10 protein-coding genes are annotated in these 13,145 nt (G+C 50.4%); 9 read left to right on the top strand and 1 reads right to left on the bottom strand.

Annotation, left to right across the window (positions count from 1 at the left end; translation table 11 throughout):
- Positions 1-264: 264 nt before the first annotated feature.
- The 4 genes from gap (at position 265) to DW757_RS07610 (ending at position 4,266) form a co-directional block, all read left to right on the top strand.
- Positions 265-1,278, top strand: a complete 1,014-nt coding sequence (gene gap, locus DW757_RS07625; RefSeq protein ID WP_008398957.1) for a type I glyceraldehyde-3-phosphate dehydrogenase — start codon at positions 265-267, stop codon at positions 1,276-1,278.
- A 165-nt stretch (positions 1,279-1,443) separates the two neighbouring features.
- Complete coding sequence (locus DW757_RS07620) at positions 1,444-2,649, top strand: phosphoglycerate kinase (RefSeq protein WP_008398955.1); 1,206 nt, start codon at positions 1,444-1,446, stop codon at positions 2,647-2,649.
- A 107-nt stretch (positions 2,650-2,756) separates the two neighbouring features.
- Positions 2,757-3,509 (top strand): triose-phosphate isomerase, encoded by a 753-nt coding sequence (gene tpiA, locus DW757_RS07615; RefSeq protein WP_015574332.1) that lies wholly within the window; start codon positions 2,757-2,759, stop codon positions 3,507-3,509.
- 235 nt (positions 3,510-3,744) lie between these two features.
- Positions 3,745-4,266 (top strand): isochorismatase family cysteine hydrolase, encoded by a 522-nt coding sequence (locus DW757_RS07610; RefSeq protein WP_118751408.1) that lies wholly within the window; start codon positions 3,745-3,747, stop codon positions 4,264-4,266.
- A gap of 128 nt (positions 4,267-4,394) precedes the next feature.
- Here DW757_RS07610 and aroF read toward each other — a convergent pair whose 3' ends face one another.
- Complete coding sequence (aroF, locus tag DW757_RS07605) at positions 4,395-5,408, bottom strand: 3-deoxy-7-phosphoheptulonate synthase (RefSeq protein ID WP_118751407.1); 1,014 nt, start codon at positions 5,406-5,408, stop codon at positions 4,395-4,397.
- A 218-nt stretch (positions 5,409-5,626) separates the two neighbouring features.
- On the opposite strand from aroF, the gene DW757_RS07600 reads away from it, so the two are divergent.
- The 5 genes from DW757_RS07600 to DW757_RS07575 all read left to right on the top strand — a co-directional run bounded on the left by DW757_RS07600 (position 5,627) and on the right by DW757_RS07575 (position 13,068).
- Positions 5,627-7,216 (top strand): potassium/proton antiporter, encoded by a 1,590-nt coding sequence (locus DW757_RS07600; RefSeq protein ID WP_008398950.1) that lies wholly within the window; start codon positions 5,627-5,629, stop codon positions 7,214-7,216.
- A gap of 226 nt (positions 7,217-7,442) precedes the next feature.
- Positions 7,443-8,987 carry a 2,3-bisphosphoglycerate-independent phosphoglycerate mutase gene (gene gpmI, locus DW757_RS07595; RefSeq protein WP_015574334.1) on the top strand — a complete coding sequence of 515 codons (1,545 nt, stop codon included), beginning with the start codon at positions 7,443-7,445 and terminating at the stop codon, positions 8,985-8,987.
- Positions 8,988-9,789: 802 nt separating this feature from the next.
- Positions 9,790-10,653, top strand: a complete 864-nt coding sequence (locus DW757_RS07585) for a DegV family protein (RefSeq protein ID WP_008398947.1) — start codon at positions 9,790-9,792, stop codon at positions 10,651-10,653.
- Positions 10,654-12,108: a HAMP domain-containing sensor histidine kinase gene (locus DW757_RS07580; RefSeq protein WP_008398946.1), complete on the top strand. Its 1,455-nt coding sequence runs from the start codon at positions 10,654-10,656 to the stop codon at positions 12,106-12,108.
- Between the two features lie 15 nt (positions 12,109-12,123).
- The gene (locus tag DW757_RS07575) at positions 12,124-13,068 is read left to right on the top strand and encodes a GerMN domain-containing protein (protein WP_118751406.1); all 945 of its coding nucleotides are present in this window, start codon (positions 12,124-12,126) and stop codon (positions 13,066-13,068) included.
- Positions 13,069-13,145: the final 77 nt, after the last annotated feature.

Raw genomic sequence — 13,145 nt, 5'->3', positions numbered from 1 at the left:
CAGAGTGCGGGCATAATTTTCCCGCCAGCTAGAGATGATATAAATTATATAGAAAAGAAAGCAGGGGTGCAACAGAAAAAGGACCGACTTTTCTCTCACACAGACACTGTATAAACATATGTAAAAGGGAGGTGTAAATTTTATAAAAGATCAAAAAACCCCTTGCTATTTCTGGTAGAATTAGGTACAATACAGAGTAGGTTGATTATTATTTAACAATCCTATTAACCATCATGAAATAAAATTCTTAGGAGGAATGAAATCATGGCAGTAAAAGTTGCAATTAATGGTTTTGGACGTATCGGTCGTCTTGCATTCAGACAGATGTTTGACGCAGAGGGGTATGAGGTAGTTGCTATCAACGACTTAACAGATCCGAAGATGTTAGCTCACTTATTAAAATATGACTCTTCTCAGGGCAGATATGAGGGACACACAGTTGAGGCCGGAGAGGGCTCCATCACAGTTGACGGAAAGAAGATTACAATCTACGCAAAGGCAAACGCTGCAGAGCTTCCATGGGGAGAGCTGGGTGTAGATGTGGTTCTGGAGTGTACAGGCTTCTACACATCCAAGGCAAAGGCACAGGCTCACATCGATGCAGGTGCTAAGAAAGTCGTTATCTCCGCACCGGCCGGAAACGATCTGCCGACTATCGTATACAACGTAAACCACAAGACATTAACAAAGGATGATACAATCATCTCCGCTGCTTCCTGTACAACAAACTGCCTGGCTCCTATGGCAAAGGCTCTGAACGACTACGCTCCGGTTCAGTCCGGCATCATGTCCACCATCCATGCATACACAGGTGATCAGATGATCCTCGACGGACCGCACAGAAAAGGCGACTTAAGAAGAGCCAGAGCAGGCGCTGTGAATATCGTTCCGAACTCCACAGGCGCTGCAAAGGCCATCGGTCTTGTAATTCCTGAGTTAAACGGAAAGTTAATCGGCTCCGCTCAGCGTGTTCCGGTTCCGACAGGTTCCACCACAATCTTAACCGCAGTTGTTAAGGGCAAAGATATCACAAAAGAGGGCATCAACGCAGCTATGAAGGCAGCTGCCACAGAGTCCTTCGGATACAACGAGGAGGAGATCGTATCTTCCGATATCATCGGCATCCGCTACGGTTCCTTATTCGATGCTACACAGACCATGGTTTCCAAGGTAGATGAGGACACATACCAGGTACAGGTAGTTTCCTGGTACGACAACGAGAACTCCTACACAAGCCAGATGGTTCGCACAATCAAGTACTTCGCTGAGTTAAACTAATCACTGAGCGCAGATAACCTGATAGGATTCACGACAGAGGTGGTCCGGTCCGTCCTGGACCGGGCCGCCTCTTTTCCGTTGGGAAGCTGTCTGAAGCAGCCTTCCGGCGGCAGGCCGTATCAGGCCTGACAGAGCGGAATATGAAAAAGAAAGGAGCATTTACCCATGCTTAACAAAAAATCAGTGGACGATATTAACGTAAAGGGAAAGAGAGTCCTGGTGCGCTGCGATTTCAATGTACCGTTAAAGGACGGAAAAATCACAGACGAAAACCGCCTTGTAGCAGCTCTTCCCACCATTAAGAAATTAATCAGCGACGGAGGAAAGGTCATTCTCTGCTCCCACCTTGGAAAGCCGAAGGGAGAGCCGAAGCCGGAGCTTTCTCTGGCACCGGTTGCTGTCCGCCTCTCTGAGCTGCTGGGCCAGGAGGTGAAGTTTGCCGCTGATCCGGAGGTCGTAGGGCCGAATGCAAAGGCAGCCGCAGAGGCTATGAAGGACGGCGATGTGATCCTTCTTGAGAACACACGCTACAGAGCAGAGGAGACAAAAAACGGAGAGGCATTCAGCAAAGAGCTGGCTTCCCTCTGCGACGTATATGTAAACGACGCTTTCGGTACAGCTCACCGCGCTCACTGTTCCAATGTAGGTGTGACACAGTACGTGGACACAGCGGTTGTGGGCTACTTAATGCAGAAGGAGATTGATTTCCTGGGCAATGCGGTGGACAATCCGGTTCGTCCCTTCGTTGCCATCCTGGGCGGGGCAAAGGTTGCGGATAAGTTAAATGTTATCTCCAACCTGCTTGAAAAGTGCGATACGCTGATCATCGGCGGCGGCATGGCATTTACCTTCTTAAAGGCTGAGGGCAAGGAGATCGGAAGCTCTCTGGTAGATGATACAAAGCTCGACTACTGCCGTGAGATGCTTGCAAAGGCTGAGAAGCTCGGAAAGAAGATCCTGCTTCCTGTAGACGCCGCTGTGGCAGCCTCCTTCCCGAACCCCATTGATGCTCAGATCGAGGTGAAGAACGTATCTGCAGACGCGATTCCGGCAGATATGATGGGACTCGACATCGGAACAGAGTCCGCCAAGCTCTTTGCAGATGCTGTAAAGTCTGCCAAGACAGTTGTGTGGAACGGACCGATGGGCGTATTTGAGAACCCGGTTCTGGCAAAGGGAACCATCGAGGTGGCGAAGGCACTGGCTGAGACAGACGCTACTACTATCATCGGCGGCGGTGACTCTGCTGCAGCTGTAAACCAGTTAGGCTTCGGAGACAAGATGACGCACATCTCCACAGGCGGCGGTGCATCCTTAGAGTTCCTTGAGGGCAAGGAGCTTCCAGGCGTAGCGGCTGCAAATGACAAATAGCATATAACGGGGTATCTTCAGACTTCGTGTGCAGACTGTTCCCGAGGCAGCCGGGGGTTCTTTCGGACAGCCTCGGGAAATATTCCGGTATTCAGGAGGAAAGTAAAATGGCAAGAAAGAAAATTATCGCAGGCAACTGGAAGATGAACATGACTCCATCTGAGGCAGTTGAACTTGTAAATACATTAAAACCACTGGTGGCAAATGATGAGGTGGACGTAGTGTTCTGTGTTCCGGCCATCGACATTATCCCGGCTATGGAAGCTGCAAAGGGAACCAATATCCAGATCGGTGCAGAAAATATGTATTTCGAGGAGAAAGGAGCCTTCACAGGCGAGATTTCCCCGAACATGCTGGTGGACGCAGGCGTTAAGTATGTCATTATCGGACACTCTGAGAGAAGAGAATACTTTGCAGAGACGGACGAGACAGTAAACAAGAAGGTATTAAAGGCCTTTGAGCACGGAATCACCCCGATTATCTGCTGCGGAGAGTCTTTAACACAGAGAGAGCAGGGAATCACCATCGACTGGATTCGCCAGCAGATTAAGATTGCCTTCTTGAATGTAACAGCAGAGCAGGCCAAAACGGCAGTGATCGCATACGAGCCAATCTGGGCCATCGGAACCGGCAAGGTAGCTACCACAGAGCAGGCTGAGGAGGTCTGCGCAGCTATCCGCAAGTGTATCGGCGAGATTTACGACGAGGCTACAGCAGAGGCAATCCGTATCCAGTACGGCGGCTCTGTGTCTGCTGCATCTGCTCCGGAGCTGTTTGCGCAGCCGGATATCGACGGCGGACTGGTAGGAGGAGCTTCTCTGAAGCCAGACTTCGGTCAGATCGTAAACTACAATAAATAGTCAGACTCACTGTAATATACAGAGGAAGAGACTGCAGGCAAAAAGTGCGTACAGAATGAGCAAAAGGGCAGGAAACCATCAGCAGGATCCAGCGGACGGTTTTTCTGTCCTTTTAGCATTGGTGAAATTCCTGAAAATTCTCCTGAAAATCTTAAGATGTTTTTCATTGATACGTTTGCCGCTGTGTGGTATACTATCTTCCAAATTCGGCTGCTGCAAAAGAGGAGGATGGATGATGGACAAACTGAAACGGCTGCTGATAGTAGTAGATATGCAGAATGATTTTATCGACGGAGCGCTGGGAACAGCAGAGGCTGCTGCGATTGTGCCGGCGGTCAGGAAAAAGATTGAGGAATATCAGGGAGAGGACTGTGAGATCCTGTTTACCATGGACACTCACTACGAAAATTATCTGGAAACACTTGAGGGAAAGAAGCTCCCGGTCGTCCACTGCAGGAAAGGGACAAAGGGCTGGGAACTCAGCCCGGAGATCGGGGAATTCGAGGGAAGGAGATTTGAGAAGCCTTCTTTTGGAAGCGTTGAGCTGGCCCGGTATGTGGGCGCCGGAGAGTACGAGTCTGTGGAGTTAGTCGGACTGTGCACAGACATCTGCGTTATCTCAAACGCCATGCTGATCAAGGCTGTGCTGCCGGGAACCCCTGTCTGTGTGGATTCTGCCTGCTGTGCAGGTGTGACTCCTGAGAGCCACAGAAATGCCCTTGAGGCCATGAAAATGTGCCAGATCGATGTAAAATAGCAGAAAATACTGCTGAGAAAGCTGCCGGAATTATAGAGACTGCTTATATTTCCGGACAGCTTTTTTGATCCCGCTCTCTGGGAGACTCCGGCATCATACTTTGCAGGCGAAGGGTTCAGGCCCTCCGGTTAGATTACACGGTGTTCAAGGGCCGCGTAAGGCGCCAGATCTGCCATCAGAGATTCAAACTCCCGGAAGGTCAGAGACTGGGGGCCGTCAGAGAGAGCTTTCTCGGGGCATGGGTGAACCTCAATCATGAGTCCGTCTGCGCCGGCGGCAACAGCAGCCTTCGCCATGGGAGCCACATAGGCGCGCACACCTGTGGCGTGGCTCGGATCCACGATAACAGGCAGATGTGTTTTCTGGCGGAGCACAGGCACGGCGCTCAGATCCAGGGTGTTTCTGGTAGCGCTCTCAAAGGTGCGGATGCCGCGCTCACAGAGGATGACATTGGGATTTCCCTCTGACATAATGTACTCGGAGGCGTTGAGCCATTCGTCTATGGTGGCGGCCAGTCCTCTTTTCAGGAGAACGGGAAGTCCTGTCTTTCCGGCTTCTTTCAGAAGTTCAAAGTTCTGCATATTTCTGGCTCCGATCTGGAGCAGATCCACATATTTGACTGCCTCCTCGATGGCCCGGGGACTTGTCACCTCGCAGATTACGGACAGACCTGTGGCATCCCGTGCCTCCTTCATATACTTTAATCCCTCTGTCTCAAGCCCCTGAAAGGAGTAGGGGGAGGTGCGGGGCTTAAAGGCGCCGCCGCGCAGAATGCGCGCACCCGCCTTTTTTACTGCGAAGGCCGTCTCGAGAAGCTGGCTGAAGCTCTCCACCGCGCAGGGGCCGGCCATTACCGTGAGGCTTTCCGGACCGATCTGAGTGCTGGAAAGAGAGAACGCGGTAGGTTCCGGGTGAAATTTTCTGTTTGCCAGTTTGTAGGATTCGGTGACGGCTACCACCTTGTCGACGCCGTCAGCAACTTCCAGGTTGATGCCCTTCAGCTTTGTCTTATCTCCCACAACGCCGATGATGGTGACTTCCGTCCCCCGGGAGAGATGGACATCCAGTCCCTGGCTTTCGATCTGCTGGGATATCTTTTTTATATTGTCGTCTGTGGCTGTGGGTTTCATAATTACGATCATATCTGTACCTCTCTGTTCTGCTTTTTACCTGTGTCTGCTATGGGGCCTATTGTAGAGCAGAAAGTGGGTTCTGTCAACGATTTATTAAGTTAAACTTTAAAAGTGCAGTGTGAAGAATATAAACGAGAGGAGGAAAGAAGACATCCGGTGTCTCGGTCTTGCGAGAGAAAGGGTGTACAGAGAGAAGCGATTGTTTCCAGTAAGAAAGGAGTAAAAGTTTGAATGGATATTTAGCGCTCATTGGAGCTGTAATTGTAATCTGCGTATTGTTAAACCGGTTTGCCCAGAAACTTCCGGTTCCGTCGCTGCTGATTTTTATTGGCCTTGGCATGTGCTTTGGCGTAAATGGAATTTTGGGGATTCCCTTTGATGATTACCAGATATCGGAGCAGATCTGCTCTGTCTGCCTTCTGTTTGTAATGTTTTACGGCGGCTTCGGCACGAATCTGAAGGCGGCCAGGCCGGTGGCCGCAAAGGCGGTGCTCCTGTCCACGGCCGGGGTTGCGCTGACAGCCGGCTTCGTAGGGCTGTTTGTGAGATTTGTCCTGGGACTTGAATGGCTGGAGAGCTTTCTGATCGGCTCGGTTATCGCGTCTACGGATGCCGCCTCTGTGTTCAATATCCTGAAAACACAGAAGCAGGACCTGAAGGACAATACAGCTTCCCTGCTGGAGCTGGAATCCGGTTCCAACGATCCCTTCTCCTATATGCTGACCGTTCTTTTTGTGTCAATGATGAAAGGAGAAACCGTCTCCGTTCCCCTGCTGCTGGCCGGACAGATTCTGATAGGAGCCCTGTTTGGCCTGGCAATCGGGCGTCTGGCTGTATTTTTGCTGGTAAAATGTGATTTTTATATGGAACAGGGAAAGACTATCTTTGTATTTGCCGTGGCCATACTTGCATATGCTCTCCCCTCTGCGCTGGGAGGAAACGGCTATCTGAGCGTATATCTGTGCGGCATACTCATGGGAAATTATGCGCTGCCTGAGAAAAAGGAACTGGTTCATTTCTTTGACGCCGTGACGGGGATTGGGCAGATGATGATTTTCTTCCTGCTGGGCCTGCTTGTAACCCCAGCTCAGCTGCCTCAGGTATTCGTGCCGGCACTTGCGATTATGGCATTCCTCACCCTTGCGGCAAGACCTCTGGCATCGGCCATACTGCTGCTGCCCATGGGCTCGGGACTTCGGCAGATTGGAGTCGTATCCTGGGCAGGACTGAGGGGAGTGGCCTCCATTGTGTTCGCCATCTATGCCGTCTTAGGAGGAATTTCCACCCAGTATAACCTGTTCAACCTGGTATTCTGCATTGTTATTCTGTCTCTCGGGATTCAGGGAACGCTGCTTCCCAGAGTGTCGAAGGCTCTTGACATGATTGACAGCAACCAGGATGTCAGAAAGACATTTAACGACTATCAGGAGGAGAGTGACGTCAGCTTTGTCAAGATGCATATATATCCTGGGCACAGGATGGTGGGGCTGCCGTTAAAGGAGCTTCCGATTATGCCGGATTTTTTAGTGGCTCTGATACTGAGGAAAGATCAGACTCTGGTACCGGACGGAAATACGGTTATCGAGGAGGGGGATCTGCTGATTATGGCAGCAGAGCAGTTTGAAGACAGAGATAACCTGTCCATGAAGGAGATCAATCTGGAGCGGGGAAACCGGTGGATAGGAAAGACACTCCGGGAGATTTCCACCCCCCGGGGAACTCTGATTGTGCTGATCAAAAGAAATGGTGAGACGATTATCCCGGGAGGAGACACAAGGCTCAGGGAAGGGGACAGCCTGGCGGTGGCAAGGTTTTAAGGCGCAGCTGAACCTGCATGAATTTGATAAAAATTTATCATTACCCCATTGAAAGTTGCAGGCAAATCATGTAAAATAAAGAGCTGAAGGGGCAGCCGTTCCGGAGTCTGAAAGAGGAAGAGAGGATATGGCCGCCGCCTGCCAAGATGTGGAGAGAACCGCTGCAGGCCGTGTTCTGTTCTGGAAAACAGAGGCAGGGCAGCTGGGATATTAAAGGAGAATAATTATGAGCAGAAAACCAACGGTATTAATGATTCTCGACGGTTATGGATTAAATGAGAGCTGCGAGCACAACGCAGTATGCGAGGCCAGGACACCTGTAATGGATCAGTTAGAGAGCCAGTGCCCGTTTGTGAAGGGATATGCCAGCGGAATGGCAGTGGGACTTCCGGACGGACAGATGGGAAACTCCGAGGTTGGCCATCTGAATATGGGAGCGGGACGCATTGTCTATCAGGAGCTCACAAGAATCACAAAGTCCATCCAGGACGGAGATTTCTTTGAGATCCCGGAGTTCCTGCAGGCAGTTGAAAACTGCAGGAAGAATGATTCTGCCCTCCACCTGTTCGGCCTTGTGTCAGACGGAGGCGTTCACAGCCATAACGGACATATCTACGGACTTTTAGAGCTGGCTAAGAGAAACGGGCTTAAAAAGGTATTTGTGCACTGCTTCTTAGACGGCCGTGACACGCCGCCTGCATCGGGAAAGAGCTTTGTGGCAGAGCTTGAGGAGAAGATGAAGGAGCTTGGCGTCGGAAAGGTAGCCTCTGTAATGGGACGCTACTATGCTATGGACCGTGATAAAAACTGGGACAGAAATAAACTGGCCTACGATGCCATGACAAAGGGAGAGGGAAACAAAGCGGAGAGCGCAGAGGAGGCGATCCAGGCCTCCTACGACAGCGAGAAGTTTGACGAATTTGTGATTCCCACTGTGATCACAGAGAACGGAAGCCCGGTGGGACTGATTCAGGACAAGGATTCTGTTATCTTCTACAATTTCCGTCCAGACCGCGCAAGACAGATTACCAGGGCATTCTGTGACGATGAATTTACAGGCTTTGCTCGGGAAAAACGCCTGGATCTGGTATTTGTATGCTTTACAGATTACGATGAGACGATTGGAAATAAGCTGGTAGCCTTCAAGAAGGAGGTTATTACCAATACGTTCGGAGAGTTCCTGGCCTCCCATGGGAAGACACAGGCAAGAATCGCCGAGACGGAGAAATACGCCCATGTTACCTTCTTCTTCAACGGCGGCGTTGAGGAGCCCAATGAGGGCGAGGATAGGATTCTGGTTCCGTCTCCCAAGGAGGTTCCGACTTACGACTTAAAACCGGAGATGAGCGCGCCGATCGTATGTGAGAAACTGGTGGAGGCTATCAAATCCGGAAAGTACGACGTTGTGATTGTAAACTTCGCAAATCCCGATATGGTCGGCCACACAGGCGTGGAGGACGCTGCCATCCGGGCTATTGAGGCAGTGGACGAGTGTGTCGGAAAGACGGTGGATGCGGTAAAGGAGATGGGAGGCGTTCTGTTTATCTGCGCCGACCACGGAAACGCTGAGGTGATGGTGGATCCGGAGACAGGAAAACCGTGGACTGCCCACACGACGAATCCTGTTCCCTTCCTTCTGGTAAATGCAGACGCGTCCTATGGGCTGAGAGAGGGCGGCTGCCTGGCAGACATTGCTCCGACTCTGATTGAGCTTATGGGAATGGAGCAGCCGAAAGAGATGACTGGGAAATCCCTCCTGATCAAAAAGTAAACAAAAGAGTTTGAATAACGGACAGAAAACCTCGGATGCCCATTTTACAAGGGTTTCCGAGGTTTCTTTATGCCTGTTGGCTCTGCTTCTTTGGTGAATACCGGATTTTTAACGGGTATCATGATACCTGTTCTATTTCTTTTTGCGTAGTTTTAATATAATATTGTTCTGCTTAGCAGTTTTTTGAAGTAAACTGGCTACATGAGCGGATTTTAAAAAAAAGGTGTGAAGCAAAATGGAATGACTGTAGCGTAATGTTACGCTTTAGAGCATTTGGAACGCTTATTTTATGAGGGTTTAAGAGTGCCAAAATGGCGTGGGCGATATTTTGTACCTATATCGCTTAAATCCAGCTTTTACTGCGTAACAGGAATAATTAGCGGTTATCTGCATAAAATTTTAATGGGAAGTTCTATTGACTTTCCTCTTTGCACTTGCTAGAATGTAGGTACAAAGAAAGTTTACCACTGACCGATATGTGGTATATAAATGGTCGGGTTGAAAGTATAGTCCTTCGCCGCAAGGCGAGGGACTTTTTCCATAATGAGGATAGCCAGTTCAATTTATCCGCCGAGGAGGAAGTAAAGAAGCTGGTGGCTTCTGCGGTTACACTGCTGCAGAAAGCCATCAGCTTTTTGCCATACAGCAGGAAGGTTCTGCAGAAAAAAAGTTTTCCCTGCAGTGCTTCCATTTGACAGAATAATACGATAGAATAGATTTAAACGCAGCCAGACGGGACAGGAGCAGAGGGACAGAAATCAGGGTTTTGGAAAAAACGGGGCTGCCGACAGGAGGATGAAAGATGAGAACAGCGATTGTGACAGACAGCAACAGCGGAATTACCCAGAGACAGGCAGAACGGCTGGGAATCCACGTGCTGCCCATGCCTTTTATGATTGATGGGAAAACCTACTTTGAGGATATCGATCTGACACAGCAGGAGTTTTATGAAAAAATGAATGCAGGGGCTGATATAAGCACCTCGCAGCCATCTCCGGAAGACGTGACGAAGCTCTGGGATGAGGTTTTGAAAAACTGGGATGAGATTGTGCATATTCCCATGTCCAGCGGGCTTTCGGGGGCCTGCCAGACTGCGATGATGCTGGCTGAGGACTACGGCGGGAAGGTGCATGTGGTTGACAACCACAGGATTTCCGTAACGCAGAGACAGTCTGTGCTGGATGCGATCGAGCTTGCCAGAGCCGGAAAGGACGGGGCAGAGATTAAGAGAAGACTGGAGGAGACCCAGAAAGATTCGGTTATTTATGTCACGGTGGATACGCTCAAATACCTGAAAAAGGGAGGGCGTATTACGTCAACGGCCGCCGCTCTGGGAACGCTTCTGAAAATCAAGCCTGTGCTCATTATCCTGGGAAAGAAGCTGGATGCATTTTCCAAGGCCAGGACGATGAAGCAGGCCAAAAGCATTATGATTTCCGCCATTCAGAAGGATTTAAAGGAGAGGCTGGGAGATGAGCTGTGCCAGAATACACATCTGGAAATTGCCCATACGCAGAATGACGAGGCAGCCCTGGCTCTGAGCGGCGAGCTGAAGGAGCTGTTTCCTAAGGCGGATATCTATGTGGATCACCTGTCCCTCAGTGTCGCCTGCCACATAGGGCCGGGGGCGCTTGCCATTGCAGCAACCAGGAGGCTGGAGGAATAGATGGGAGGAGGCACTTTTAAGACAGGGAAAAGGAGATGGCCGTTCCATGCCGTCAGTATGAGGATTCCTCTGGCAGTCTGCATTCTGGCTCTCAGCATTCTGCCTCTCATGCTCCAGTCGAGAATGCTGGCGGGGAGTATGCGCCAGAGTCTTGTGGAAGATCAGATGATCAACGCTCAGAACAAATGCCTGATTCTGATCAACCGTCTGGTAAGCTCTGACTATGTGGGCAATACAGCCAAGAATCCGATTATCGACACAGAGCTGTCTGTGACGGCAGAGATGTTTAACGGAAGAATTGTCATCGTCGACAGGGATTTTAAGATTATTGCTGATACTTTTAATCTGGCGGAGGGAAAGCTCAACATTTCCCAGGAGGTGCTGAAAGCCTACTCAGGGGAGGAGCAGAGCAGTTACAACAGAAAGAAGGATTATTTTTCTCTGGCTTTCCCGATACCGGGGAAAGACGAAAACGAGAGCGCTGAAGGTGTTCTCCTGCTGACGGCTTCAACAGAAAATATCGATCTGCTGGAAGCCCGGGTGACAGAAAAGATAACCTTTTTCCAGCTTGTGGTTTTCTGGGTGGTGGCTGTGTTTGGACTTCTGGCTGCCGGACTGCTGCTGAAGCCGTTTATCAGGCTGAAAAAGGTGCTGGGGGCTGTGGCAGAGGGAGATCTGGAGCAGGATATCAGAGTGGACACCTACAGGGAAACCAAGGAGATCTCGGAAGCGGTCAGCCAGACCCTCAGAAAACTGAAGGCGGTGGATCAGTCCAGACAGGAGTTTGTTTCCAATGTGTCCCATGAGCTGAAAACTCCTATCACATCCATCCGGGTGCTGGCGGATTCGCTGATGGGGATGGAGGATGTGCCTGAAGAGCTTTACCGGGAATTTCTCTCTGACATCTCTGACGAGATTGACAGGGAGAGCAAGATTATCGACGATCTCCTGACTCTGGTGAAGGCAGATAAGTCAAACGCAGAGCTGAACGTGGAGCAGATCAATATCAACGGGCTTCTGGAGCAGATTCTGAAACGGCTCAGGCCTATTGCCAAAAAGCGGAATATTGAGCTGGTGCTTGAAAGCATCCGTGAGGTTTCGGCCGATGTGGACGAGGTGAAACTGTCTCTGGCCCTCAGCAACCTGGTGGAAAACGCAGTGAAGTACAATCACGAGGAAGGCTGGGTTCACGTGACCCTGGATGCAGATCACAAATTTTTCTACGTGAAGGTTTCCGACAATGGAATCGGCATCTCTCAGGAGGATCAGGAGCATGTGTTTGAGCGGTTCTACCGGGTGGACAAGGCCCGATCCAGAGAAACGGGAGGGACAGGCCTTGGACTTGCCATCACAAAAAGCATTATCCTCATGCACCAGGGAGCGATCAAACTGCAGAGCAAAGAAGGGGAGGGAACCACATTCACGGTCCGCATTCCTCTCAACTACATTCCATAGAAAGGAAGGCGTCAGATGAAGAAAGGAAAGACAAGACGGCTTTTGGCTGCAGTCCTTCTTCTTGTAGCTGTTCTGTCTGTGGGCTGCGGGAAGGAGCGGGAGAAGGAGGAGGCAAAGGGAAAGGAGGAAGGAGTATACCAGATCTATTACCTGGATTCCTCCGGTCTTGGCCTGAATGCCTGTGAATACAGGACAGAAACCACAGAACTGGAGCAGCTGGTGGGAGAGCTGGCAGGACAGCTTCTGGCAGCGCCGGCCGATACAGAGTACCAGCCGGTTCTGCCTGACCGGGTACAGCTTCTGGACATTACGAAAAGCGACAATATCCTGTACCTGAATTTCAGCAAGGATTACGATTCCATGGATCCGGTGAGGGAGATCCTCTGCAGGGCCGCCTTTACGAAAACTTTGACCCAGGCTGAGGGAATCGAGTTTATCAGCGTTAACTGTGCGGGACAGCCGAGACTGGACAGCTACGGAAATCCGGTGGGGGTTATGGGAAAAAGTGATTTTATAGAGGGAGTCTCCAATATCAATTCCTACGAGAAGGAGGAGCTTACACTCTATTTTGCCAATGAAGACGGCACGGCTCTGGTGCCGGAAACCAGGGAGGTGGTTCACAGCGCAACCACATCTCTGGAACGTCTCATTGTGGAACAGCTGATAGAGGGCCCCATGGATGACGACAAAAATTCTGTGCTTCCGAAGGACACCAAGGTTTTAAATGTGTCTGTGTCGGAGAATATCTGCTATGTTAATTTTGACAGCAGCTTTTTGACGGGAACCCTGAAAACCTCGGAGAAACTGCCGATCTATGCCATTGTCAACTCCCTGACAGAGCTTCAGACTGTCAGCAGGGTTCAGATTATCGTGGATGGCTCTCAGAACGTCATGTTCCGGGATGTGGTTTCGCTGAACGAGCCGTTTGAGAGAGATGAGTCGTATATTCAGAGGCAGTGAGGGGAACCCACTGATAAAAAGGAGGAATAGAAAATAAAAAGACCGCTACTTTGGACAGCAGCAGCCATTGTACTTGG

It is taken from the genome of Clostridium sp. AM29-11AC (assembly GCF_003480545.1).
Classification (GTDB): Bacteria; Bacillota; Clostridia; order Lachnospirales; family Lachnospiraceae; genus Otoolea; species Otoolea saccharolyticum_A.
Note: the sequence above shows the minus strand (reverse complement) of the source record. Positions and strands in the feature narration are given on the sequence as shown.

Coding starts and splice junctions, on each gene's coding strand:
- gap (WP_008398957.1), top strand. CDS start 265: ATGGCAGTAAAAGTTGCAATTAATGGTTTTGGACGTATCGGTCGTCTT.
- DW757_RS07620 (WP_008398955.1), top strand. CDS start 1,444: ATGCTTAACAAAAAATCAGTGGACGATATTAACGTAAAGGGAAAGAGA.
- tpiA (WP_015574332.1), top strand. CDS start 2,757: ATGGCAAGAAAGAAAATTATCGCAGGCAACTGGAAGATGAACATGACT.
- DW757_RS07610 (WP_118751408.1), top strand. CDS start 3,745: ATGGACAAACTGAAACGGCTGCTGATAGTAGTAGATATGCAGAATGAT.
- aroF (WP_118751407.1), bottom strand. CDS start 5,408: ATGATCGTAATTATGAAACCCACAGCCACAGACGACAATATAAAAAAG.
- gpmI (WP_015574334.1), top strand. CDS start 7,443: ATGAGCAGAAAACCAACGGTATTAATGATTCTCGACGGTTATGGATTA.
- DW757_RS07585 (WP_008398947.1), top strand. CDS start 9,790: ATGAGAACAGCGATTGTGACAGACAGCAACAGCGGAATTACCCAGAGA.
- DW757_RS07580 (WP_008398946.1), top strand. CDS start 10,654: ATGGGAGGAGGCACTTTTAAGACAGGGAAAAGGAGATGGCCGTTCCAT.
- DW757_RS07575 (WP_118751406.1), top strand. CDS start 12,124: ATGAAGAAAGGAAAGACAAGACGGCTTTTGGCTGCAGTCCTTCTTCTT.